Below are 25848 nucleotides of genomic sequence, written 5' to 3'. Positions count from 1 at the left end.
GTCCATCGTTTGCCTGTCTCCGTTGTTGGAGTGAACATATCAAAAACAGACAATTACACAATTTAAATTACAGTCTCGACTTGAGTTGACAGTTACCAATATAAGAAATTCAATAACTGCCAAACTTAGTCTAAATTAATAAAATCAGTACACAAAAGAGTCGCCAATTCCGCCCATATTAGCCTGCATAGCTCTTGCTACACATTTCTCATGAAATGTCGATGGTGCTTTCTCCAATAAGACACGCATAAATGCTGCATTACTTTCCTGACACTCTGATAAATTCATATCTAAAAAACAAGATTCTTTCATTATGAATTTATACTCAAACCAACCTAAATACCAAAACCACTCTGTATAATATATCCATGAATTAGCATTCATCGCTCGCACATGAGTTGGATCCTGCCATGCAGCAACAGACTTTTCATAAGGTACTTCGATAAGAAAGCGGCCGCCAACTTTTAGAAGATCAAGACAATTACTCATCATTCCAACAAGATTGGGTACATGCTCTAGAACGTTATTTGCATAGATAAAATCATATGATTCTTTTTTTATTGTTACATCACCTAAAAAAGGAGATTTCAGTTTTACGGGCCAAGAATGTTCACCACTCAGATCTAAAATAATATCTGGCAATGCTGCATCAGATATATCTATATTAATCCATCCTGCCCTATAATCTTTGCCTGAGCCTATATGTATTTTATTTATTTTTTCAGAAATATTGCTAAATTTCTTTTGACGAATCATTTCTTCCGCAATTGTTATAATATTATTATAGAAGTCAGATGTATCTTTCAATTTAAAGCGATCAAGCTTAGCATAACTCTCCTCATAAAACTCTTTAGTTTTTATTTTATTTGTAAAGAAACCAATCAATTCATCTTCTTTGATGAAAAACACACTATCATTATAATCCTGTGGGATACTTTCATTATCATCAAGTAAAGAAATAAATGGAGTTCCAATAGACAAAGAATTAAATGCTCTTGTTTCTTCAAAAATTGCCGAATCATAATAGTGACAATTAAACACGCATTTTGAATTTTGTATAAAGTAATCTCTTTCAGGACCATATAGTGGACTACTAAAGACACTTACATTAACACCATTAGATTCAATCAGATCTAATATCTTCTTTCTTTTTTCATTCATTGTCCCAATAAATAGAACATCAATTTCCCTTTCCTCAATAGGAATAAACTCTTTTCTTAAATATGGAGCATATCCTAAAGGTGCATAGATTACATCGTAAAGATTATCACTATATTCTTTTATATTAATTGTGCTGTAATCTATAAATTGAACTTTTTTTTGCAATTCTTTATATTCTTCTTCAACATGAAACCCACCTTTTGATAACTGCTCAAGATTTACAAATAAGCAATGATAATTTTCCCAGCCAGCAGGAATAATATCATTTGCACCAAAAATTATATTTATCGCATCGAACCTTAGCCTATTTTTAGTAATAGTAACTATCTTCCCTAATTTTTCAAACTGATATTTATAAAACAAGGCAACATCTAAAAATGCTAAAAAATGAGGGTTAGCCACACTAGAACTACTCATTTTTTGCATCAATACTATATTGATTGCTATATTTTCACTCATAATTCACACACCTCATTTTAGATTAATTACACTGCTATTTTTATAAAACAACATTCAAAAACAATTAAAGTTGTAAAATATTATATATCATAAATGCGCTATTCTGGTTCCTCTGCTTACTATAAAACTGTTACACATGAAATAGCTTTCATGGTGAACCGCCTGGATATAATAGAGTTTTTATCGTGGTAACCATGCATGCAACCAATCGTTTAATCCGCTTTCTTCTAACATCCAATGTTTTAAAACAGCCTCACGCAACTCATCGCCTAATCTGGCTGTCGCATCCATATCGGCCAAGTGAGAACGAATAGCTTCCATCCAGTCTTTAAAACGATTGTTGACGAGGGTAACTGGCAAATCACACCGATAAGGTTCTATATCCGTACAAATAACAGGAATACCACATGCCCCTAACTCTAATAATCGTAGGTTACTCTTACACACATTAAACTGGTTATACTCTAACGGAACCAAGGCCAAATCTAGATTTAAGCTCGCTATTTTTTGTGGATAAAACTCGATTGGCACACCAGCATGAAATTCACATTTAACACCATCAGGTTTCATTCCCATAAAAATCCATTCAACTTCATTTTCCAGGGCTTTTATCACTGGTCGTAAAATATCTAAATCTCCGGAATGACTACTCCCTCCCGCCCAACCAATGCGTATTTTCTTTCCAACCCGACGCTGACTATGCAGATTCCTCCACCAAAGAGGATTCAGTCGATTCTGAGCAATACGAATATCCTGGTGAAACTTTGAGAGTTCTTCAGCCAACGGCACTGTTGATACTACGAGCCAGTCTGCTACTTCTATACAACGACGCAGTCCACCAATAACAGACTGAGAAAAATCCTTTCTATGTATTGATTTTAAAGGAACGTTAGGCAAGTAGTCGTCATACTCGAGCACAATTTGCGAGTGTGAGTATTTCTGATATTTCTTTAAATACTCAGAAATACTTTTAGTCGAAGCTCTCTGTACAACCGTGACATCAGGTTCGATGTGTCTTAAATCCAGTACCCCCGATAAAGGTGAAATCAGCCCACCTTCAACATGAAACTCACGCTCTAACGCGTTGAATGGATGAATGACTCGATAATGCCCGCATCCAAACCAATCGGCATGCATCCCCAGTATCACCGGCAATGGACGCCCAGGCAATGGAAGCTGACAACGCGCCATTTCGGGTACCAGCGTAAATCCTGGCGCATATTTGCTATAGGCAGGATGGTAACAGGGATCATCTATCAGTTGGGGAAGCCATTGCTGGTAAAGCAGATCTACATCCAATTTTTGAGGTAACGGCGTCATTTCAAATTTTTGTAATAAACGAGATGCTCCCCCCAGATGTACCACTCTCGCTTCCGCAGCCCATACCACCAAGTATCCATGCTGCCGCGCTTTGATACCGAGATCTACATCGCCGAAATACAAAGGGAAATGTTCAGTGTCGTATCCGCCCAATTCGTTAAAAACGTCACGGCGCATCATCATGCAAGCGGCGCTTACGGCACTAACATTATGCGTTGTTTGTAAACGGTTCATATAGCCAGATGCTGATGCGGCCGCACCCTGAAAAACGATGCCCGCATGATCATTTAAGCCTAGCGCAATGCCGCCGTGTTGGATCCGACCGTCACTGAACTCCAACCTTGCACCGACAATACCGACTTCAGGTCGAAGAGCATGCTGCAACATGGCGTTCAACCACTGGCCGTCAACAATCTCGGTATCGTTATTAAGAAACAGCAAAACCTCTCCACTAGCCTGTTCCGCTGCATAGTTATTGATCGCTGAAAAATTGAAAGAATGAGGCCACTTCAATACCCGGACATTCGGTAGCTTCATGGCGGCCAAATGTGATAAGTACTGACAAGCATCAGGCTCAGAGGAATCGTTATCCACGATCAGCAATTCATACCGCGTGTAATGAGTTTTTTCCATCAACGTTTCAATACACCGGCTGAGCAGCGGCAAATGATCTCGAGTAGGAATAATGATCGACACGAAAGGCTGAACATCATGCTGATAATTTATATTGAGGAATCCTCGTTTCGCTCCTTCCACAACCGTCGCTGCTATATGACAACGCTGCAAATGGCGATGCACGAGTTTTGGATAATCATTTGCTACCGCGTCACTCTTCACCCACTCATATAACGCCTGTTCCGCATAAACGACGACTTCCGGTATATGACCTATAGCCTGTGGCCCTTCTTGTTCTATCAATTGATAGAGAACATCCAGCAAACCTAACTGTTGATATTCGGTACATACACCGCCCAATTGACGTAAACGTTGGATATCCAGCGCCAGGTTTTGACCGACATAGGGGTGACTACGCAACATATCGATATTACATTTAGGCTTCAGAATAGGGTTTTGCGCTTTGCCATCGTTCAATACCGCTTCATCAAAATAAAAGGCGCTAGCTTCGGGAAATCGCAAACGGTACTCAGCTAATAACAATAGCATATGCGGCAACAGACGAGCTCCAGCAGTCAGCACCAGCAAAAAAGAAGCCGAAGACCGTGCTATCAGTTGGTTTAACTTACCCATTAGTTCAGCCCGGTCAGACATCCAGACGATGCCATCGTCTTCCACCGTTGCTACCGGATGGCGTGTGATGACATACACCTCTTGTGGTTCATATAACTGTTCTTGCAGACTGCCAAGCGACGCGGCAATACCGCGTTCGTTCGCGGAGGGGTCACTATCATCAATTACTATGACAGCAACATTTCCCAGTTCAGGGGTATTATGAATATATGCCTGCAATAGTGCGCTGCGCGCAGGCGTTATCTGGCGTTCACTCAGCCATTTATCTACCGAATAACCTGGCTTGACCTTGTCACGCAACGTCAGGTTATGCAGTTCTAAATGTTGTAATTCCTGCTCGGTTATCGTTTTACATTTTTTAGGGGGAAGTGCCGATAATAACGACTCTAGACTTGAAGATAGCCGCCAATGAGACTCATAAAAACTCAGGCGTTGCGCCACATAGTTTGCCGCCTGGGAGTATCCTTTGACTAACTCATCTGCCAGATCAAAAGATGTCAGATTTTTATTTCTGACACTTTCGCTACGAAAGACACTATTCTCCAATATCTCAGAGCAAACATACCCTAGGAATTGGCGATCATCCCGATATAGATAAACCGGCACGCCTGCGCAAAGGGCATATTGGGCCATTCGCCCCGTAGCCACCACGACATCATAGTCTTGAAAAATATTCGGTTGCCGTATGACCTGCTCACTGTTCACTTGCTCGCAATTCACCCCGGCATCAGCCAGCACATCCGGCAAAGTCTCCAGAACAGGATTCAACTCATTAGCAACAACCAACACCTTGCTCAGCCTATTCGATGGAGGCGTAGCGGCAATTCGAAATTGGTTGTCCGGTACAGGGGAAGGAAATGCAGTTCCAAGTGAAGAAACAATGCCATTGTCATGTAAAAAAACAGGCAGTCGATTAATGGTCACCAAGGCAAGATCGGCAACACGATTTTCCAACTGAACATCGGGCGGCATTTCTTCGTTGCTTTGCAATGACAGATGATTCACGATGAAATTCGCATATATCCCGCCATTCAGTAACCGCCGCAGTATGCTAGTGTTTGCAGAGGTATATTGCAGCCATAGCAAATCATAATCGACAGAAAAGTCATACGTTTCATCATCGGTAATCAGTAACGGCAGATCGGCATAACGCCTTTCCACTTCTAACCTAACTTCATCACTATATCGATGACAGTAAACATCAACCTGCCAGTTCTGATCAATAAATGCGCCGATCAAATCCAGCGTTGCCAGCTCTGCATCCTGAAAATCGATAAGCTGAAGGGTACTGATGAAAACGCGAGGCATAGGCGGAATACTCTGTCGGAGATAACATTCTAGATTTAATCATTTTAATAAAAGAAGGAAAAATTAACCCACCAATAAATCGTATAATTGCACTCTTTATTACACCATAAAAAAACCCGGCACATGGCCGGGTTAGATAAGAGAATCTGTTTCGCTTGATTATTGCAGCAAAGACAGAACGGTCTGAGGTACCTGATTGGCCTGAGACAGCACAGATGTACCAGCCTGTTGCAGGATCTGGGCTCGACTCATATTCGAGACCTCCGTCGCGTAATCCGCATCTTCGATACGGCTGCGGGCAGAAGACAGGTTGTTAACCGTGTTATTCAGGTTAGTGATAGTGGATTCAAAGCGGTTTTGAATCGCACCCAGGTTGCTACGCGCGGTATCTACAGAAGCCAGCGCTTGGTCAACAGCATCAATAAGCGCCTGCGCACCGGAGGTGCTGCCACTAACACCTGCACCACTAATTGCACTAGAAACACCGCTCATCACACTACCGCTGGAGCTAGCGTTGATCAAAGAACCGCTAGTGATGGTAATCACTTCTGTAGCGCCACTGTTAGCGCCAACCTGAATATTGATGCCACCGCTAACTGAACCGTCCAGCAAAGATGTTCCGTTGAATTTAGAAGAGTTAGCAACACGATCGATTTCAGACAAACGTGCATTCATTTCCGTTTCAATGGATTGACGGTCAGTTGTCGTGTTAGTGTCGTTAGCCGCCTGCACCGCAAGTTCACGAATACGTTGCAGGTTGTTGTTGATTTCGCTCAGGCTACCTTCAGCAGTCTGGGCCAGAGAAATACCGTCATTGGCGTTACGGGCCGCCTGAGTCAGACCTTTAACCTGAGCGGTCATACGGTTGGCAATCGCCTGGCCGGCAGCGTCGTCTTTAGCGCTGTTGATACGCAAGCCGGAAGACAGACGTTCGATAGCGGTACCCAGAGAAGACTGAGATTTGTTCAGGTTGTTCTGAGTAGTCAGAGACATAATGTTAGTATTGATTACTGCCATAATAGCGATTCCTTAATCAGTAAGTGTAGGTTTCGGGTTAGACCCACGGGTTCATCCCCGTCGCTAATGTTTATCGGAATGCTTTTGGGAAGCTTTAATTTTTTTTTATCCAAAACTGCAACATTGTTCTTATAGACTGCCTTTTATCTGCTTATTTGGGCGATTGCGCGGCACGCCAATACGGTATGGTATACATCTATATTTATCGTTCCCGATTTATCAAATAATTATTCTAAACTTCAGAAACAATCAGCCGATAATCTGTCTTGTAACTTTCTCGCTAACAGGATAAGGATCTTGTCATGGCAAATATTTCATCTTTGGGGGTCGGTTCCGGCCTGGATTTGAGTACACTGATCACCAATATTCAGACGGTGGAAGAACAAACACGCCTGACGCCTATCGCCAATCAGCAAACCAGCTATAAATCGCAACTTAGCGGAGTCAGCGCGCTTAAAAGCGCCCTTGATAAGCTGAACACCGCCAACAATGCGTTGGCCAAGTCGGAATCTTTCGGCATTACTTCAGGCTCAATTGACGCCATCAATAATACCGCGGTTAAAAGCACCAATACCGCGTTAAGCGCCACAACGGACAGTAAAGCGGTAGCGGGTAACTATAGCGTCGGCGTCAGCCAACTCGCCCAGGCGCACTCCATTCTTTCTGCTACCCATAACAGCGCGACCAACGCACTGGGAAGCGCCGACGGCAAGCTGACCATCACTCAGGCCAATGGCGAGAAACTCGAAATAGCCCTTACCGGCGGCGAAACGTCGCTGAATGATGTGCGCGATGCCATCAATAAGTCTGAAGGCGGGGTGAGCGCCAGCGTAATCAAGGCAAACGACAACAACTACTATTTGATGCTGACAGCAAAAGATACCGGCACTGAATCAGCGATAACCGTGGAAGACAGCAGCGGAACGTTGGGTAATTTCACTCAGCAGGTGGCGGCGCAAAACGCTTTGATCTCCATTAATGGCATTGAGATCGAACGCCAGAGCAACACCATTGATGACGCATTGGAAGGCGTCACTCTGACGTTGAAGACCACCACCACAGAAGGCAAGCCGGAAACGCTGGATATCTCCCAGGATATTACCGGCATGAAAGACGCCATTACCGCTTGGGTAAACGCCTATAACTCGGTGTTGGACGTTATCTCCGCCCAAACCAAATACACTGCGGTTGAGGCCGGAGAAGAACAGAGCAGCAGCAACGGGTCGTTGATTGGCGATAGCACGGTGCGCGGTATTCAAAGTCAACTGAGAAGCTACCTGACATCGGTTCAAAGCGAAAGCGGTGATTTCAGCATTATGGCGGATCTGGGGATCACCCAGAATTACCAAACCGGCAAGCTGGAAATCAATAACACGAATCTGGAAAAAGCGCTGAAGGAAGAGCCGGGCAACGTCAAAGCGTTTTTCGTCGGCGACAGTGAGGAAACCGGTCTGGCCACACAAGTCCGCAGCTATCTGCAAAATGTGCTGGATACGACGGATGGCGTGCTGAAGACCAAAGAAGACGGCATCAATGCCACGTTGAAAAAGCTGAATACTCAATATACTCAGGCCGAAGCCGCTATCGAAGCCATGATTGCCCGTTATCAGACTCAATTCACCAAGCTGGACTCGCTTTTGTCGCAGAACAACAACACCTTAAGCTATCTGACACAGCAGTTCAGTTCAACCAGCAGCAGCTAAATGAAAAGGAGCATTGATGTATAACATGAAAGGCAGCCAGGCCTATGCCCGAGTGGGTCTGGAAAGCGCGGTAATGAGCGCCAGTCCGCATCAGTTAATCGTCATGCTGTTCGATGGCGCGCGTAGCGCAATGGTGCGCGCGCGTATTCTTATGCAGCAAGGGGATATTCAAGGTAAAGGCGCGGCCTTGTCAAAAGCCATCGACATTATCTCAAACGGCCTGAAAACCGGATTGGATATGGAGAAAGGCGGCGAATTGACCGAGAATCTTGCGGCGCTTTACGATTATATGACACAGCGCCTGATGCTCGCCAATCTTCATAACAACATTGAGTTTATTGAAGAAGTTGAAGCGCTTCTGGAAAATATTGCCGACGCCTGGCGCCAGATCGGTCCCAAATATCAATTGCAATCGGCTCAGGACGTGTAGCAATGGACAATCTCCATCAGCTTCTAAAAGATTATCAGCAACTTCAGTTTCTCAGCCGAAAAATTCTGGGATTGGCATCAAACGGTTTATGGGATGAGTTGGTCGAGTTGGAGATTGTCTATATTCAGACGGTGGAAAATCTGACTAAACATCCTATTCCAGATAACATCGATAGCGTGATGCGATTACACTTTCGTGAAATTTTGCAGGAAATCATTGATACCGAATCGAAAGTGAAGGAACTGCTGCAAAAAAGAATGGATGAATTGAGCACATTGATGAAGCGAACCGTCGCACAACAAAACGCCAACATCGCCTACAATGAATTCGCCACACGCAATTGGCATCCCGATGGTACAAATGGTAATTAATCCGTACCGATAACCCTTTATTGAGCAGCGGTTGTTTACTCCCTGTTTATTACACGAAAAGCCAGGGGCGATTATCAGCCACTGACTTTTCGTTTTTACTGTCCCAAACGGGCATCGTCCATCTGCGAAAAATGACGAATAATGACAGTAACGGAATAAATTTACCGGTATAAGTCGATATATAGACGTCGGCGGCACATCACACCGACATATTCATCACTTCCTGATAGGCAGACACCAGCTTGTTTCTGACCTGAATCCCCATTTGCATAGAAATGGATGATTTTTGCAGATCCACCATCACATCATTCAACGCGACGCCGGGAACGCCCATCGTGAAATTTTGGGCCTGCGTCCGCGCCGACTGTTGCGTGTCGCTGATCTTATCGATAGCGGATTTCAATTCGCTCGCAAACCCCGGCTCGATAGTCGGTCTGGCGCTGGGTGTATTATTAGAAGCTTGCAGCGCGGTAACCTGCATCTGCTGTAATACGCCTTCAATACCTTGAACTGACATAACACCTCACTTATTCGTCATAACCCTTGGTCACAACAACCTGACTCACAACAACAACGCCACAGCATGCTATTACACGGCAATAACCCTACCATAGCCAGGCGCAACTAAATGGCGTAATTAGCGTTAAAAATGTCACCTTATCGACCCATCGATTTTTCGTTTACGTAAAATAATGACATGCCGATAAATACGGGCGAATGTTTTATTGATTGCGCAATGAGGGAGTTCTGTTTTGTCACGTCACAACGTTAAGTCTATCGTTCAACAATCAAGCAGAGATCGAGTATGAACGCCTCGTTAACCGGCGCTGCTACCGGTAAGAACAGTTTTGGCGAAATACTCAACCGATTACGCGCCAACCCTAAAATTCCTCTATTGATCGCGGCTGCGGCAACCATTGCCATTGTCGTCGCTTTGGCATTATGGGCCAGAGGCCCGGATTACCGTGTACTTTATAGCAATATCAATGATCGTGATGGTGGGGCAATCGTCAGTGAACTGACCAAGCTTAACATTCCTTACCGTTTTGCCGACAGCGGCGGCGCGATAATGATCCCCGCGGAGAACGTTTACGAGACACGTTTACGCCTTGCCCAGCTGGGCTTGCCAAAAGGCGGCGCAGTTGGTTTTGAATTGCTCGATCAGGAAAAATTCGGCATTAGTCAGTTCAGTGAGCAAATTAATTATCAACGCGCGCTCGAAGGCGAACTGTCAAGAACCATTGAAACTTTAGGCCCGGTGCAAAGTGCGCGGGTGCATTTAGCGATCCCAAAACCGTCTCTCTTTGTGCGTGAGCAAAAATCCCCTTCCGCTTCCGTCACATTGGCGTTACAGGCGGGCCGCGCTCTGGATGAAGGACAAATCAATTCCATTGTTTACATGGTGTCAAGCAGCGTTTCAGGTTTACCCCCTGACAACGTGACCGTCGTTGACCAAACTGGTCGCTTGCTGACGCAGGCAGGTGGAAGCGGTCGTGATCTGAATGCCGCCCAACTCAAATACAGCAATGAAGTTGAGGCCATGTATCAACGACGTATTGAGGCCATCATTGCGCCTATCGTCGGCATGGGAAATGTACATGCTCAGGTTACCGCGCAAATTGATTTTTCGGCGCGTGAGCAAACCGATGAGCAGTATCAGCCCAACCAGCCGCCAGACAAGGCGGCGGTACGTTCTCAACAAACCAGCCGGAGTGAGCAACGAGGCGGCCCGAATGTCGGCGGCGTGCCTGGCGCATTGTCCAATCAGCCAGCGCCTGCCCCTAATGCGCCGATTGAAGCGCAGCCGAATAACAATGCCAATGCCAATAATCAGAATCAGGCCGGTCAACCCAATAATAATGCGGCGGGCACGCAGGCAAACGCCAATGCGAATACCGCTATTCAGACATCCAACATCCGTGACGATGCCACGACCAACTACGAAGTAGACAAAACCATCCTGCACACCAGACACAGCACGGGTGGCGTAAAACGTTTGTCTGCGGCGATCATCGTCAATTATTTACCGCCGGGTGAAGACGGCAAGCCCGTTCCGCTGACTGAAGATCAAATTAAACAGATTGAAACCGTGGCTCGCGAAGCAATGGGATTCTCTACTGAACGTGGTGATTCACTAAACGTGGTCAATACGCCATTTATGGAATCCACTGAAGGCACAGGCGAACTCCCCTTCTGGCAGCAACAGGCGTTTTTCGATTTGTTGATAAAAGCGGGCCGCTGGTTGCTGGTGTTGATCGTCGCCTGGATCCTATGGCGTAAACTCGTTCGTCCTCAGTTGCAGAGAAAAACCCAGCAACAGGAAGCGGCATTGGCGGCTACGGCCAGCCTGAATAAAGGCAGTGATGATGATGTTGTTGTGAACCTCAGCGCGTCTGAAGCCGAACAACAACGTAAATCTCAGCAACGGGTCAGCGCTGAAATGCAGAGCAACCGGATACGTGAACTGGCGGAAAACGACCCGCGCGTGGTCGCATTGGTCATTCGTCAATGGATGAGTACTGAACTATGAACCTGACTGGAACAGAAAAAAGCGCCATCTTATTGATGACCATCGGCGAGGATCGGGCAGCGGAGGTTTTTACTCACCTTTCTACCAAAGAGGTGCAGCATCTCAGCTCCGCCATGGCTAACCTGCGCCAGGTATCGCAGCAGCAATTGATTGAAATACTTAAAGAGTTTGAAGCGGACTCAGAGCAATATGCGGCCCTCAGCGTCAATGCTGGTGATTACCTGCGCTCGGTGCTGGTGAAAGCGCTCGGCGAAGAGCGCGCATCCAGCCTGCTGGAAGATATTCTGGAAAGCCGCGAAACTTCCAGTGGCATGGAAACCCTGAACTTTATGGAGCCGCAGACCGCCGCCGACCTTATTCGCGACGAGCATCCACAGATTATCGCCACCATATTGGTGCACCTGAAACGGGCGCAGGCCGCCGACATCCTGGCGTTGTTCGACGAGCGTTTACGTAATGACGTCATGCTGCGTATCGCCACCTTCGGCGGCGTACAGCCATCGGCGTTGGCCGAATTGACCGATGTTCTCAACGGCTTGCTGGATGGACAAAATCTCAAACGCAGCAAAATGGGTGGTATCCGTACTGCTGCTGAAATCATCAACCTGATGAAAACACAGCAGGAAGAGGCCGTCATTGAAGCGGTGCGCGAATTCGATGGCGAACTGGCGCAGAAGATCATCGACGAAATGTTCCTGTTCGAAAACCTGGTGGATGTGGACGATCGCAGTATTCAGCGTCTGCTTCAGGAAGTGGAATCCGAGTCGCTGCTGCTGGCGTTGAAAGGCGCCGAAGAACCGTTACGCGAAAAATTCCTGCGCAATATGTCCCAACGTGCGGCGGAAATTTTGCGCGACGACCTGGCGACACGCGGTCCGGTACGTATGTCTCAAGTCGAAAACGAACAAAAAGCGATTTTGCTCATCGTCCGTCGTCTGGCGGACAGCGGAGAAATGATTATTGGCGGCGGCGAGGATGCTTATGTCTGATGCCTCTAACAATCTTGCCTGGCAACCCTGGCAACTGAACGACCTGGCCTCCCCGACCACGTTTGCAACCGTGGCGGACGAACCGGAAACGTCAGCGCCCGAAAATATTGGCGAGGCGGAAGCGCCGTCATTGGAAGACGAATTGATGACGCTTCGGGAGAAGACGCAACAACAAGCACGTGAGAGCGGGTTTGCGCAAGGTCATCAACAAGGTTATGACGCCGGTTATCAGGAAGGGTTGAGCAAAGGCCAACAAGCAGGCATGCAAGCTGCGTTGCAGCAACAGCAACCAATGATTGAACAGATGCAGCAGATGGTGACGGAATTCCAGCAGACGCTGGATTCGCTGGATAGCGTGATACCGGCTCGTCTGATGCAACTGGCATTGACCGCCGCCAAACAGATTATCGGACAACCGCCGGTCTGCGACGGCACGGCGCTGCTCGGTCAGATTCAGCAATTAATCCAACAGGAACCGATGTTTTCCGGGAAAACACAGTTACGTGTGCACCCTTCTGATTTGGAGCGCGTCGAACAACATCTGGGTCCGACGCTCAGCCTGCATGGTTGGCGGTTACTGGCCGATAATCAGCTTCATCCCGGTGGTTGCAAAGTCAGTGCGGAAGAAGGCGATCTTGACGCCAGCCTCGCGACGCGTTGGCATGAACTCTGCCGCCTGGCGGCGCCGGGAGAGCTATGATTACATCTCGCCTTGGCCATTGGCTATCCTCTCTGGACGCATTTGAAGAGCGTATCACGGATACGCCCCTGGTGCGTCGCTATGGCCGTTTGACCAGGGCAACAGGTTTGGTTTTGGAAGCTACGGGATTGCATATGCCATTAGGCGCAACCTGTCTTATCGAGCGCCAAAACGGAAATCAGGTGACGGAAGTTGAAAGTGAGGTTGTTGGCTTTAATGGTCAAAAACTCTTTCTCATGCCATTGGAAGAGGTTGAGGGGATCACGCCAGGCGCCAGAGTCTATGCGCGCGCCGGGCAGGAAGGCAGCACCCAGGGCAAACAATTGCCGTTGGGACCAGAGCTTCTGGGTCGCGTGCTGGATGGCGGCGGCAAGCCATTAGACGGCCTGCCTTCACCCGATACCGGTTATCGCGCGGCGCTGATTACCGCCCCGTTCAATCCATTACAGCGGACGCCGATAGAAAACGTACTGGATGTGGGGGTGCGTGCCATTAACGCGCTTCTGACCGTTGGCCGTGGACAACGTATGGGGTTGTTTGCCGGTTCAGGCGTAGGGAAAAGCGTTCTGCTGGGGATGATGGCCCGCTATACGCAGGCGGATGTCATCGTCGTCGGCCTGATTGGTGAACGTGGCCGCGAAGTTAAAGATTTTATTGAAAATATTCTCGGCGCTGAAGGCCGGGCGCGTTCGGTTGTCATTGCCGCGCCAGCCGATGTATCTCCATTATTAAGAATGCAGGGCGCGGCTTATGCAACCCGTATTGCAGAAGATTTTCGTGACCGGGGTCATCATGTCCTGCTAATCATGGACTCCCTGACTCGCTATGCCATGGCCCAGCGTGAAATTGCCCTGGCCATCGGTGAGCCGCCCGCAACCAAAGGTTATCCGCCTTCAGTTTTCGCCAAATTGCCGGCGTTGGTGGAACGCGCAGGGAATGGCATTCATGGCGGCGGATCGATTACCGCTTTCTATACCGTACTGACGGAAGGCGACGATCAGCAAGATCCCATTGCAGACTCGGCGCGCGCCATTCTGGATGGACATATTGTTCTATCGCGCCAATTGGCCGAATCGGGACATTACCCGGCCATTGATATTGAAGCTTCAATTAGTCGTGCGATGACGGCATTGATTGATGAAGATCAATACGCCGCAGTGCGGCAATTCAAACAATTATTATCCAGCTACCAACGTAACCGGGATTTGGTCAGTGTTGGCGCCTATGCCGCAGGTAGCGATCTGATGTTAGATAAGGCAATTCGTCTGTATCCGCAGTTAGAGGCTTTTCTGCAACAGGGAATGTTTGAACGGAGCAGCTATGAAGAGGCTTGCCTGGCTTTAAACACGATCTTCCCTCGTAACGGGCAGGAGAATAGATGAAGACTCAGTCACCTTTGGTCACATTACGTGAACTGGCGCAAAAAGAGGTTGAAAAAGCCGCTGGACAACTCGGTCAGGTGCGTAAAGCATTTCAGCAAGCTGAACAGCAGTTGAATATGCTGTTAAACTATCAGGATGACTATCGTCAAAAATTAAATACCACCATGACCGATGGTATGGCTAATAATAGCTGGCAGAATTATCAGCAATTTATTCAAACGTTGGATAACGCGATTGACCAACACAGGCAACAGCTTTTGCAGTGGACTTCGCGTCTGGATCTGGCGATGAAGACCTGGCAGGAAAAGCAGCAGCGCTTGAACGCCTTCGAAAAGTTGCAAGACCGGGAAACGACCAGGCAATTGGTCAAAAATAACCGTATAGAACAAAAACTGATGGATGAATTCGCCCAGCGGGCTTCACTGAGGAAAACAGAACAATGATACTGTCTGCATTACCTATCACGACAAGCACTGGCGATGCCAGCAGTTCAGTAGACTTTCTGTTGAGCCAGGGGACGTTGCCGAAAGATTTTGTGGAACTACTGAGCAAGCATTTATCGCTGGCCCCGGACTCATCGGGCGATCCCGCTATCGCCATTGGTGGCGGCGAGACGGATAAAGAAACATTGCTGAACGCGTTGCGCAAAGATATCAGCGCGTTGGATGGCGATGATTTGAATGCTGTTCTTGCTTCCTTTCGCTCATTATCCGGCGCGCTGACGCCATCAGGTAAACAGACGGCAGAACATGCTCTTCCCTCAGATAACGTAGAAAAATCAGCCGTCAAAAAAGATGAAGAAAAAAGCGTTACTGATACGACAACAGCGATGCAAGCATTATTCGCCATGTTGCCAACGGTATCAGGAACCAGCGTCGTCGTGGATGGCGCTATTTCAGGCAAAGGGTTTAACCTGTCAGAACTTGCGGGAAGCAAACGTCAGGACTTAACAACGTTATCCAGTACGGATGACGCCGCTGGTGATGTTAAAGACACGTTATCCCAACTGTTAGGCGCTTCTGGCTCAACCTCGTCCGCCACAGCCTCTGGCGCGAAACACGCCACTCAGCAATCAGTTGCGGGCGACACTACTGATGATCTTGCCAAATTTTCAGCGATAACCGCACAAATAAGTAACGAAAATGGCAATCAGGAGTCAGCGCCGACAGCGGGCAATAATAGCTTGCAAACAGCCCATGTCTCTCTCGCTTCGAATGTTCAATCCACATTATCCAGCGCCCCCGCCGCGCCACAGACACCGGTCAATACTCAGTTGAACGCGCCGTTTGGCTCTCCACAATGGCAGGATGCCTTAGGCCAGCAAATCATGATGTTCAGCCGTAACGGACAACAAAGCGCAGAGTTACGCCTTAATCCTCAGGAGTTAGGCTCAATCCAAATCAGTCTGAAAATTGATGATAATCAGGCGCAGATTCATTTGGTATCGGCGAATAGCCAGGTTCGCTCCGCATTGGAAGCGGCATTGCCTCATTTACGTAATGCCATGGCGGAGAGCGGGATAAACCTTGGGCAAAGCAGCGTGGGAAGCGATGCTTCCGCCTGGCAGCAAACACAGCAACAGACGGCCAGTCATGGCGACACCAGCGGCAACAGCGCCTCTTACCGACAGCAGTTTGGCAATACGTCCGAAAATGCGGGTGATGCACTTGAAGTCCCTGCGCATTTGCAATCAATGGCCTCTTCAGTCAATGGCGTTGATATTTTCGCCTGATGTTGAAGTAAACGAATAAGTTAACGCGGTTTTCCTGGTCTATTCTCTGTATTGAACGATTGAATAGACGGGATAATCATTAACATTATGCATTTGTTTATTGTTGGCGTAACTCCGCAATAAATATTAATAAATGACAGGAATTATCTTTGGCTATGTCTGATATGCAAGTCCGTTCAGGACGAAAGCGCTCTATTTGGCTAATATTACTGATTATTGTCGCCCTCGCCGCCATTGGCGCGGCGGGTGTCGCTTGGTGGATGTTGAATCAGCAAAACGCCGCTACCGCAGAGCAAAAAGCACCTCCTCCGCCAGAGCCTGTTTTCATGCCATTGGACACGTTTACTGTCAATCTGGTTAACGCAGACAACGATCCTGACCGTGTATTGTATGTTGGTTTCACATTACGCTTACAGGATGAAGAAACCCGCGCTCGCCTGACCAACTATCTGCCGGAAGTACGCAGCCGTTTATTGCTGCTACTGTCCCGCCAGGATGCCCTTGAACTTGCCAATGAGCAGGGAAAACAAAAATTGGTGGCACAAATCAAACAAGCGTTAAGTCCGCCGTTGGTTCCTGGTCAACCGGAGCAAATAATTACCGATGTTTTGTTCACTGCTTTTATACTGCGGTAATTGATTATGGGCGATAGCATTCTTTCACAAGCGGAAATTGACGCACTCTTAAATGGCGACAGTGCTGATAGCGCCGACGATGCCAATGCATCAGCGAAAACCGATGGCGACGTTAAGCCATACGATCCCAATACGCAACGTCGTGTTATTCGTGAACGTTTGCATGCACTTGAAATTATCAATGAGCGCTTTGGTCGTCAGTTTCGTATGGGGCTATTTAACCTTTTGCGCCGTAGTCCTGACATCACGGTAGGACCGATTAAAATCCAGCCCTACCATGAGTTTGCGAGAAACCTGCCTGTTCCGACCAACCTGAATCTGGTGCATTTGAAGCCACTGCGCGGCACGGCGCTCTTCGTGTTTTCACCCAGTCTGGTTTTTATCGCCGTCGATAACCTTTTTGGCGGCGATGGCAGATTTCCCACTAAAGTCGAAGGCCGGGAGTTCACGCACACTGAACAGCGGGTCGTCAAACGTATGCTGAAACTGGCGCTGGAAGCCTATAGCGACGCATGGAATGCGATCTACAAGTTAGACGTTGAGTACGTTCGTTCAGAAATGCAGGTTAAGTTCACCAATATCACCACTTCCCCCAATGATATTGTGGTGACCACGCCATTCCATGTTGAGATTGGTTCACTGACCGGTGAGTTTAATATCTGTATCCCCTTCTCCATGATCGAACCCCTGCGCGAGTTGTTAGCCAACCCGCCGTTGGAGAACTCCCGACAGGAAGATCAAAACTGGCGTGAAACCCTGGCCAAACAAGTTCAACATTCCGAACTTGAGTTAGTGGCAAATTTTGTTGATATCCCTTTACGGTTATCTAAAGTATTGAAATTAAAGCCGGGTGATGTTTTACCGATCGATAAACCTGACCGGCTGATTGCTCATGTTGATGGCGTACCGGTTCTTACCAGCCAGTACGGGACACTGAATGGGCAATATGCCCTACGTGTTGAACACTTGATAAACCCTATTTTGAATTCTCTGGATAATGAGGAACAGCCCAATGAGTGACAGCAAGAAACCGTCCGACGACAAGGAATCAGTGGACGATCTGTGGGCTGATGCATTTAACGAGCAACAGACCGCGGAAAAAAGCGCCGCCACCACGGAAGGTGTATTTAAGAGTCTTGATGGCGCAGATGCCGCAGGCTCGTTACAGGATATTGACTTAATTCTTGATATTCCTGTGAAACTGACCGTGGAACTGGGCCGCACCAAGATGACGATCAAAGAGTTGTTGCGCCTGTCGCAAGGCTCCGTCGTTGCATTGGACGGACTTGCCGGCGAACCGCTGGATATTTTGATCAACGGCTATCTGATCGCTCAGGGCGAAGTCGTGGTGGTTGCCGATAAATATGGCGTACGCATCACCGATATTATTACCCCGTCCGAACGCATGCGTCGTCTGGGGCGCTGATGCCAACGACTCCCTCTTCCACGACAACCACCACAACCACGGGTCAGGCTTCAACACTGGCGGCTGACCCGCCGATTACCGGCGGCATGCTATTAACCCAGGTAAGTAGCGTGCTTGGCGGTATTCTGTTATTGATTCTTTTTATTGCCTGGCTGGTGCGAAAACTCGGTTTTGCACCACAGATCAAGCAGAATAAGCTATTAAAAGTGGTATCAAACTGTCCCGTGGGACAGCGGGAGCGGGTAGTGATTGTCGAAGTTGACAATACCTGGCTGGTTCTGGGCGTCACGGCACAACAGATTACGGCATTGCATACGCTTCCTGCGCAGCCAATTAACGACAGTTCATCAACCACAGTTGCCAAACCTGTGGACTTTAATCAACTGTTAAAGAAAGTTTTAAAGCGCCCGGAAAAATCGGAATGAGTCTCCTGCCTAGCCTGTCGTTCGCCCTTACTCGTCTTCGCTTCCTGCGCTATGTTGTTGTGCTCGGCTTACTATTGCTGGCGCCATCGGTATCGGCTCAGTTGCCCGGCATCGTCACTCAACCACTGCCAAATGGTGGTCAAAGCTGGACATTATCGGTTCAGACTCTGGTTTTCCTGACGTCGCTGACCTTTCTACCGGCTGCGTTACTGATGATGACCAGTTTTACCCGCATCATCATCGTGCTCAGTTTATTGCGTAACGCGCTGGGTACGCCAACGGCTCCCCCGAACCAGGTATTGCTGGGATTAACACTGTTTCTCACCTTCTTCATCATGTCGCCGGTATTAAACCGGGTGTACGAAGAAGCGTATCTGCCTTTCAGTCAGGATCAAATCAGCATGGAAGTGGCTATCGAGCGGGGATCTGAGCCATTACGTGAATTTATGCTGCGCCAGACACGAGAAACCGATCTGGCGCTATTTACCCGACTTGCCGAAATACCCGAAATTCAAGGCCCGGAAGCGGTTCCTATGCGCGTGCTCCTGCCAGCCTTTGTGACCAGCGAGCTAAAGACAGCCTTTCAAATCGGCTTTACCGTATTTATTCCTTTCCTGATCATTGATTTGGTGGTGGCAAGCGTCCTGATGGCATTAGGGATGATGATGGTGCCGCCAGCCACGATATCGTTACCGTTCAAGCTTATGTTGTTTGTATTGGTTGATGGCTGGCAATTATTGCTCGGCTCGCTGGCCCAAAGTTTTTATAGCTAGCGCGCGTTCCGTCCGGCTTTACGCGTTTTTTAGTATACAGTCAGTGATATTTATCGTGCTTCACAGAGGAATACCGATATGACGCCAGAATCAGTTATGGCGCTGGGCTACGAAGCAATGAAAGTTGCGCTGGCGCTGGCGGCGCCTCCATTATTAGCCGCTCTGTTAAGTGGATTAATTATCAGCTTATTGCAAGCCGCGACGCAGGTTAACGAAATGACGTTGTCATTCATTCCGAAAATCCTGACCGTATTTTTTACCCTGGTTATCGCCGGTCCCTGGATGTTAAACCTGATGCTGGATTATATGCGCACGCTGTTCGGCCAGCTTCCACAGATTATTGGTTAACCATGCTGACGTTTAGCAGCGGGGAGATGATTAATTGGGTCAATCAATTTCTATGGCCTTTTGTCAGAATTCTCGCCCTCATCAGCACGGCGCCGGTCTTTAACGAACGGGCGATTACTAGTCGGGTAAAAATTGGTCTGGCGCTATTTATCACGATGCTGGTCGCGCCCTATCTACCGTTGAATTCAACCCCTATTTTTTCTGTAGCCGGCGTCTGGCTTTTGATCCAACAGATCCTGATCGGTATCGCATTAGGTATTTCCATGCAGTTGGCGTTTGCCGCCATTCGTCATGCGGGAGAGATGATCGGGTTGCAAATGGGCCTGGCGTTTGCCACCTTTTTCGATCCGGCCGGTGGCCCTAATATGCCGGTGCTTGCACGCTTTCTCAATATCCTGGCGATGTTGCTGTTTCTCTCTTTTGATGGACATTTATGGTTACTATCCCTGCTGGCGGATAGTTTTTATACTTTACCGGTCAGCGCCAATCCAATTAACAGTTACGCTTTTTTAGCCATCGCACGCGCCGGAGGATTAATTTTCCTCAACGGACTTATGTTGGCCCTCCCTATCGTCACGCTATTATTGACCATCAACCTGTCATTAGGATTATTGAACCGCGTCGCACCGCAGCTATCTATTTTCGTTGTCGGTTTCCCGGTTACGTTAACCATCGGTATCATGACCGTCGGCTTTTTAATCCCACTACTTGCCCCCTTTGCGGAGCATCTCTTCAGTGAGTTCTTCAACTTGCTGGCCGATATCCTGACTCAGTTGCCCGGTTCCTGAAAATAGTCGTTCAGTGAGTATTTAATGACGGGGAGATAAGGAGGGAAATAAAGATAATTTGCAGGCAGGATAAAAAACGGCATGTCACCTTAACAATATGATGCAAACAGGTGACACGCCTAAAGAATACGCCCGGTTTAAGCGTATTCAAACTTGAGCCCCTGATTAAACAATCACAGGGGACTAATTCCAGCGCTATTTAAGTTGGAACAGGGACATGCCCTGCATATTCTGAAAAGTGGTATAAGCCGCCTGTAATGAAGCCTGCTGCATCGTATAAGATGAGATAGCATCATACCAGTCCGTATCCTGTAACTGGCTCAGCGTCTGTTTATTTGTGACGTCTCGATCCGCGCCAATTGCATCCAGATTATCTATTTCATTAAGCTGCACGCCCAATTCAGCCCGCACAGAAGACACATTGTTTAATGAATTGGTTAAGCCACGGCTCGCTTTTTCCATTGCGGCGGCGACATCCGCTTTCGCAGCATCATCCGCGCCAGACAGGGGGGTTTCAAGGGCTGCTATTGCAATATCCAGCGTCTCAAATAAATCCGACTGAATACTGCCGTCGGGCTCTTTTTGCGCATCGCCGGTACTTGCGTTAAATACCGCAGAACCAATGTGGCTTACGGTCATTGAGCGCGACGAGTCAACTTGTTGCGAAATAGGCTGGTATCCGCCGACATATTCCACACCGTCAGTGCCTTCAACATAAGGCGCGCTGTCTGTTGCATAACCAGCAAAAATATAGTTGCCATTACCATCTGTGCTATTGGCCATATTCAGTAGTTGCGCCTTTATGCCGCGCAACTCTGTCGCTACCGACTGGCGATCATCGTCGCTTTTGACACCGCCGCCGCTGATAACCTGGGTGCTCGCCGCGATAACGGTGTCAGCCACCTTCGACAGTATCGACTCCTCCAACGACATGCTCTGCGTGGCAAAAGTACGCGCCAGAGTATATTGACTGTTTTCAGACTGAGCCTGACTCAACATTACGACCTGTGCGGCAGCGATCGGATCATCCGATGGGTTGACAACACGTTTTCCAGAAGAAAGCTGTTCTCCCGTTTTTTGCCAGTTCACCTGTCCGTTCAAAATACCCTGCATATTCTGCTGGTATATCATGCTGGTACTCAGACGCATGGTATAAATTCCTCTTTCTAAACGGTGAGATTAACTACGAATGGATAGCAATGCATCAAAGATGGTCGATGCTGTCTGAATAACTGCGGCATTTGCCTGGTAATACTGTTGGTAACGCATCAGCTCACCATATTCTTCATCCAGATTGACGCCAGACACAGACTGCTGTTCCGCGGTAAGCTGAGTAACAACACTCGCTTGCGACGTACTGTTGATTTTCATCGTATTAGTCTGGTTGCCTACCGTACTGACCAGGCTGGCGTAAGCGCCGGTAATGGTGGATTTACCTTCAACGACTTTTTCACTTTGCAAGGCCAGTAACGCCTTGGCGTTGGTATTATCGCTCACGCCGCCGAATACCGGGTTCCCGCTGTCATCCAGTACCGTATCGCCGTTTTCATCCAGCTTGACGGAAGCCGCGGCGATATTGCTCGAATCAGTAATCGCAACCGACATATCCGCGATAACATTCGCGACAGGCTTCAGCGTAAACGTATCATTCGCTACAGGCGTTCCCGAAATGGCCAGCTTCAGTCCATCAAAATTCAGACTGCCATCGGATGAATCCACCTCCGCGGTGAATTTTGCATTGTCGGACAAGCGGGTGACCTGCCAGTTAGCCCCATCATATTTAAGCGTATAATCTGAAGCTTTAACTTCATTAGTGGCGGTATAGGTGGCGTTCAGTTCCGCACTACCCGTATTATTGGTGTTTTTCAACACCGTAGGCGAACCGAACGTGAAGAAGTCTTCGCCTTTGACACCGTTGAGATCGTACCCTTCTTTATGCTGGGTATTAAACGCATCGGCAAAGGCTAACGCCATTTGGCCCAATTGGTTACTGACATCATCCAACGTGTCGGAGCGGAAAGAAAGTAAGCCGCTGAGAGAACCGCCGGTGATTGAACTTTCCTTAATTTCGCTTAGTCCGGCAATCCTGTCGTTATAGCCAACGGTAATTCGCGAAGGATCGCTGCTGGAACTGACCGCGACCAGTTCATTGGTGCGCGTTCCCTGCACCAGATTCTGACCATTTTTCAGCGCAATGTTGTAGACAATGCCATCCTGAACGGTAACATCAACACCGACCAGCTTGTTCAACTCATTGACCAGTTGATCACGCTGATCAAGCAAATCATTCGGCGCCGCCCCTTGATTGGCGCCCATCAGACGGGTGATCTGGTTGTTAAGATCGGCAATCTGACTGGTATAGGTGTTAATCTGCCCAACCGTACTCTGAACCTGGGTATTCAGCCCTTGCGCCGTATCGCTCAGATATTTATTCGTTACCTTGAACTGATTAACCAGACCTTCGGCTTTGCCCAACACCGTCTGACGAGTCGATGAATCGCTGGAATTACTGGTCAGGTTTTGCAGGTTAGTAAAAAAGTCCTGCAAGGTCGCGGAAAGACTCGTCGTGCTATCCGCCAACAGATTGTCAATCTTGGAAAGTTGTTCGTAAGACGTCGCGACTGAACTGCTCTGCGTTTGTGCGGCGCGCAGTTGCGTCGAAATGAAATCATTATATTCGCGGTTAATGCCAGCGACATTAACACCATTACCAATATAACCAGCTGAAGTACTGGTGCTTACTGCCTGTGAAAGCAACACATTCTGTCGGCTGTACCCTGCCACAGCCTGATTACTGATGTTATTACTCACTGTGCTCAGTGCCGCCTGCGCGCCACTCAGACCACTCATCGCAGTATTAATCAAATTGGACATGTGGAAGTTCCTTGTGCGCAGGTTGTGGACGACGTGCCATGCGCGTATTAATTAGTATGCTGCAAGTAAAAATACCGCTCGCTTTGCCTGAATAGGTTATCGACCCTGAAACGTAAAACTTGAAAGAAAAATTAAAACAACTGACCCAAATCATGGGTGTAAGCTTTAACTGCTTTCTCACCTTCATTTTTCATTTGCTGGATCATATTCACCAACTTTTTAGCGTATTGCGGATCGGTAGCGTAACCAGCATCCTGCAAGGCATAAGCGGCTTGCTCAGCGTTGTCGGCATTGGCGACATTGGCATAACGAGGGTTCTGCGTCAGCAGCTTCACATAATCGCTGATGGCTTCGACATAAGAGTCGTACACCCGGAAACTGGCCTTAACCTTCTTCGCAACGCCTTGTTCGAATTCCGTCGTGGTTATCTCGGTAACCGGCCCTTCCCAACTTCTGCCTGCTTTGATGCCAAAAATATTATGACTAGGACGGCCATCTTCCGTTGGAATTTCACGTCGCCCCCAGCCAGATTCCAGCGCGGCCTGGGCAATGATCAAATGGTGAGGAATACCACTCTGCTGACTCGCCATTTGCGCCGGAACGGAAAGCCTGGCGACAAAGTTGTCACTGGACAGCGGTAAGGTCTCGCCATCTCTGGATAACGGTAACACCGCCCCCTCAACCGGCAACTTGGGCACGGCGCGGCGCACAATCTTCTCAACTGCCGCAGCAGGCATATTCTGCACGGTGATGTCATCAAAGGTTAATGGCGCCGACGCTTTAGGCTCCTCCGCCGGCATGTTGCCAGCAGAAAGTTGTTTGACCATCACATCCGCCAGTCCCAACCCTTTACCGGATAATTGCTGTGCCAATTGCTGGTCATACATCGAGGTATACAGACGCGTTTGCTCACTGCTGAAAATGCCATCCTGCGGTAAAGCGGCACGCATACTTTTCATCATCATCTGGACAAAAATACCTTCCATCTGTTGAGCAACCGCCCGAATACCCGCCTTACTCTGCGGATTTCCTGCTACTTCTCTTTTCAGGGCGTTGAGCGATTGAGCGTCATAAGCCGCATTGCTCTGCATCTGTATATCTTTCATCAGATAATTTCCAACTTGGCGCGCAGGCAGCCCGCACTTTGCATTGCCTGCAGGATAGACATCAACTCCATAGGCGTCGCGCCCAGTGAATTCAGCGTTCGCACCACATTGTTCAGGTTCGCGCTGGCGTTAACGCGCTGTAACGCGCCGCCACTCTGCTGAACCGCAATCTCGGTCTGCGGGGTGACGACAGTCTGTCCCCCGGCGAAAGGCGTATCAGGCTGATTAACGTTGGCTTGCTGGTTAATCGTCACTGACAGGTTACCCTGCGCCACGGCGCAGTTATCCAGCATGACATCACGGTTCATTACTACCGAACCAGTCCGTGAATTAATAATCACTTTGGCATCCTGTATGCCGACATTGATTTCAATATTTTGAATATCGGCCAGGAAACGAACCTGCGAGCTATTACCGTGTGGCGCCATGACCTGAACGGTACGCGAATCCAGCGGTGTTGCGGTACCGCTGCGGCCAGAACGATTGATGGCGTCGCTGATGCGCTGCGCCATGGTAAAATCATCCTGGTTCAGTTGCAGCATGATAATATTCGAAGAACCGAAGGTGCTCGGCAGTTCCCGTTCAATAATCGCACCGTTGCTGATACGCCCGCCGGCAAGCTGGTTAACCTGTACGCTGCTGCCGCCAGCCGCCGCGCCAGCGCCGCCAACCAACACATTCCCCTGAGCCAGCGCATACACCTGATTATCAACGCCTTTTAACGGCGTCATCAGCAATGTACCGCCGCGCAAACTCTTGGCGTTACCCAGAGAAGAAACCACGACATCAATATTTTGCCCGGCGCGGGCAAAAGGCGGGAGTTTCGCCGTCACCATCACTGCGGCGACGTTCTTAAGCTGCATGTTGGTTCCGGTAGGAACCGTGATACCCATCTGGGAAAGCATATTATTCAGGCTTTGCGTGGTAAACGGGGTTTGCATTGTCTGATCGCCTGAACCATCAAGCCCGACAACCAGCCCGTAACCAATCAATGCGTTATCGCGCACACCTTGAACACTCACCAGATCGCGGATCCGTTCAGCAAACGCCGAGGTACACGTAAATGTCAGCAGAGCAAACAGTACGGTAAAAAATGAAGTAATCCGCATCAAACGCCTCTTTT

At 48.3% G+C, this 25848-nt stretch carries 24 protein-coding genes; 16 read left to right on the top strand and 8 right to left on the bottom strand.

The annotated features are described in order from the left end of the window. Nucleotides 1-144: 144 nt before the first annotated feature. From NC856_RS16265 to NC856_RS16255, 3 genes are all read right to left on the bottom strand, one after another. Nucleotides 145-1620 carry a class I SAM-dependent methyltransferase gene (locus NC856_RS16265; RefSeq protein ID WP_264091494.1) on the bottom strand — a complete coding sequence of 492 codons (1476 nt, stop codon included), beginning with the start codon at nt 1618-1620 and terminating at the stop codon, nt 145-147. A gap of 180 nt (nt 1621-1800) precedes the next feature. Next, entirely contained in the window at nt 1801-5496 is a 3696-nt protein-coding gene (locus tag NC856_RS16260) for a glycosyltransferase (protein ID WP_264091493.1), read from the bottom strand. A 159-nt stretch (nt 5497-5655) separates the two neighbouring features. Beyond that, nucleotides 5656-6513, bottom strand: a complete 858-nt coding sequence (locus NC856_RS16255; protein WP_264091492.1) for a flagellin domain-containing protein — start codon at nt 6511-6513, stop codon at nt 5656-5658. 302 nt (nt 6514-6815) lie between these two features. On the opposite strand from NC856_RS16255, the gene fliD reads away from it, so the two are divergent. The 3 genes from fliD to fliT are packed head-to-tail and all read left to right on the top strand — an operon-like array spanning nt 6816 to nt 9017. After that, nucleotides 6816-8216: a flagellar filament capping protein FliD gene (fliD, locus tag NC856_RS16250; RefSeq protein WP_264091491.1), complete on the top strand. Its 1401-nt coding sequence runs from the start codon at nt 6816-6818 to the stop codon at nt 8214-8216. Nucleotides 8217-8232: 16 nt separating this feature from the next. Further along, nucleotides 8233-8646: a flagellar export chaperone FliS gene (gene fliS, locus NC856_RS16245; RefSeq protein WP_264091490.1), complete on the top strand. Its 414-nt coding sequence runs from the start codon at nt 8233-8235 to the stop codon at nt 8644-8646. A 2-nt stretch (nt 8647-8648) separates the two neighbouring features. Beyond that, on the top strand, nt 8649-9017 hold the full coding sequence (gene fliT, locus NC856_RS16240; protein WP_264091489.1) for a flagella biosynthesis regulatory protein FliT: 369 nt from the start codon (nt 8649-8651) through the stop codon (nt 9015-9017). A gap of 199 nt (nt 9018-9216) precedes the next feature. Here fliT and fliE read toward each other — a convergent pair whose 3' ends face one another. Beyond that, nucleotides 9217-9534 carry a flagellar hook-basal body complex protein FliE gene (gene fliE / locus NC856_RS16235; RefSeq protein ID WP_264091488.1) on the bottom strand — a complete coding sequence of 106 codons (318 nt, stop codon included), beginning with the start codon at nt 9532-9534 and terminating at the stop codon, nt 9217-9219. Nucleotides 9535-9822: 288 nt separating this feature from the next. Between fliE and fliF the strand changes: the two genes are divergently transcribed. From fliF to fliR, 13 genes are all read left to right on the top strand, one after another. Continuing rightward, nucleotides 9823-11547, top strand: coding sequence for a flagellar basal-body MS-ring/collar protein FliF (gene fliF / locus NC856_RS16230; protein ID WP_264091487.1), 1725 nt, complete (start codon nt 9823-9825; stop codon nt 11545-11547). Then, nucleotides 11544-12536: a flagellar motor switch protein FliG gene (gene fliG / locus NC856_RS16225; protein ID WP_113866698.1), complete on the top strand. Its 993-nt coding sequence runs from the start codon at nt 11544-11546 to the stop codon at nt 12534-12536. Before fliF ends, fliG begins: the two co-directional genes overlap by 4 nt. Next, nucleotides 12529-13236, top strand: coding sequence for a flagellar assembly protein FliH (gene fliH / locus NC856_RS16220; RefSeq protein ID WP_264091486.1), 708 nt, complete (start codon nt 12529-12531; stop codon nt 13234-13236). The genes fliG and fliH overlap by 8 nt, the downstream gene beginning before the upstream one ends. Beyond that, on the top strand, nt 13236-14618 hold the full coding sequence (fliI, locus tag NC856_RS16215; RefSeq protein WP_264091498.1) for a flagellar protein export ATPase FliI: 1383 nt from the start codon (nt 13236-13238) through the stop codon (nt 14616-14618). The genes fliH and fliI overlap by 1 nt, the downstream gene beginning before the upstream one ends. Further along, nucleotides 14615-15061 (top strand): flagellar export protein FliJ, encoded by a 447-nt coding sequence (gene fliJ, locus NC856_RS16210; RefSeq protein ID WP_264091485.1) that lies wholly within the window; start codon nt 14615-14617, stop codon nt 15059-15061. The genes fliI and fliJ overlap by 4 nt, the downstream gene beginning before the upstream one ends. Continuing rightward, a complete protein-coding gene (locus NC856_RS16205; RefSeq protein WP_264091484.1) occupies nt 15058-16350 on the top strand; it encodes a flagellar hook-length control protein FliK in 1293 nt (430 codons plus the stop codon). The genes fliJ and NC856_RS16205 overlap by 4 nt, the downstream gene beginning before the upstream one ends. A 155-nt stretch (nt 16351-16505) precedes the next feature. Then, complete coding sequence (fliL, locus tag NC856_RS16200; RefSeq protein WP_264091483.1) at nt 16506-16985, top strand: flagellar basal body-associated protein FliL; 480 nt, start codon at nt 16506-16508, stop codon at nt 16983-16985. A 6-nt stretch (nt 16986-16991) separates the two neighbouring features. Further along, a complete protein-coding gene (gene fliM, locus NC856_RS16195; protein WP_264091482.1) occupies nt 16992-18005 on the top strand; it encodes a flagellar motor switch protein FliM in 1014 nt (337 codons plus the stop codon). Continuing rightward, nucleotides 17998-18411, top strand: coding sequence for a flagellar motor switch protein FliN (fliN, locus tag NC856_RS16190; RefSeq protein WP_264091481.1), 414 nt, complete (start codon nt 17998-18000; stop codon nt 18409-18411). The genes fliM and fliN overlap by 8 nt, the downstream gene beginning before the upstream one ends. Beyond that, the gene (gene fliO, locus NC856_RS16185) at nt 18411-18836 is read left to right on the top strand and encodes a flagellar biosynthetic protein FliO (protein WP_264091480.1); all 426 of its coding nucleotides are present in this window, start codon (nt 18411-18413) and stop codon (nt 18834-18836) included. Before fliN ends, fliO begins: the two co-directional genes overlap by 1 nt. After that, nucleotides 18833-19609: a flagellar type III secretion system pore protein FliP gene (fliP, locus tag NC856_RS16180; protein WP_264091479.1), complete on the top strand. Its 777-nt coding sequence runs from the start codon at nt 18833-18835 to the stop codon at nt 19607-19609. Before fliO ends, fliP begins: the two co-directional genes overlap by 4 nt. Nucleotides 19610-19687: 78 nt before the next feature. Beyond that, nucleotides 19688-19957: a flagellar biosynthesis protein FliQ gene (gene fliQ, locus NC856_RS16175; RefSeq protein WP_113866712.1), complete on the top strand. Its 270-nt coding sequence runs from the start codon at nt 19688-19690 to the stop codon at nt 19955-19957. Between the two features lie 2 nt (nt 19958-19959). After that, on the top strand, nt 19960-20745 hold the full coding sequence (fliR, locus tag NC856_RS16170) for a flagellar biosynthetic protein FliR (RefSeq protein WP_264091478.1): 786 nt from the start codon (nt 19960-19962) through the stop codon (nt 20743-20745). Nucleotides 20746-20940: 195 nt separating this feature from the next. Here fliR and flgL read toward each other — a convergent pair whose 3' ends face one another. The 4 genes from flgL to NC856_RS16150 all read right to left on the bottom strand — a co-directional run bounded on the left by flgL (nt 20941) and on the right by NC856_RS16150 (nt 25834). Next, entirely contained in the window at nt 20941-21894 is a 954-nt protein-coding gene (flgL, locus tag NC856_RS16165; protein WP_264091477.1) for a flagellar hook-associated protein FlgL, read from the bottom strand. Between the two features lie 30 nt (nt 21895-21924). Beyond that, nucleotides 21925-23619 carry a flagellar hook-associated protein FlgK gene (gene flgK / locus NC856_RS16160; protein WP_264091476.1) on the bottom strand — a complete coding sequence of 565 codons (1695 nt, stop codon included), beginning with the start codon at nt 23617-23619 and terminating at the stop codon, nt 21925-21927. Between the two features lie 131 nt (nt 23620-23750). Then, nucleotides 23751-24725, bottom strand: a complete 975-nt coding sequence (gene flgJ, locus NC856_RS16155; RefSeq protein WP_264091475.1) for a flagellar assembly peptidoglycan hydrolase FlgJ — start codon at nt 24723-24725, stop codon at nt 23751-23753. Then, a complete protein-coding gene (locus NC856_RS16150; RefSeq protein WP_264091474.1) occupies nt 24725-25834 on the bottom strand; it encodes a flagellar basal body P-ring protein FlgI in 1110 nt (369 codons plus the stop codon). Before NC856_RS16150 ends, flgJ begins: the two co-directional genes overlap by 1 nt. Between the last annotated feature and the right edge of the window lie 14 nt (nt 25835-25848).

The sequence above is a fragment of the Brenneria izbisi genome, assembly GCF_025840185.1.
Lineage (GTDB): Bacteria > Pseudomonadota > Gammaproteobacteria > Enterobacterales > Enterobacteriaceae > Brenneria > Brenneria izbisi.
The sequence above is the reverse complement of the archived record's forward strand: the minus strand, read 5'-3'. Positions and strand labels throughout refer to the sequence as shown.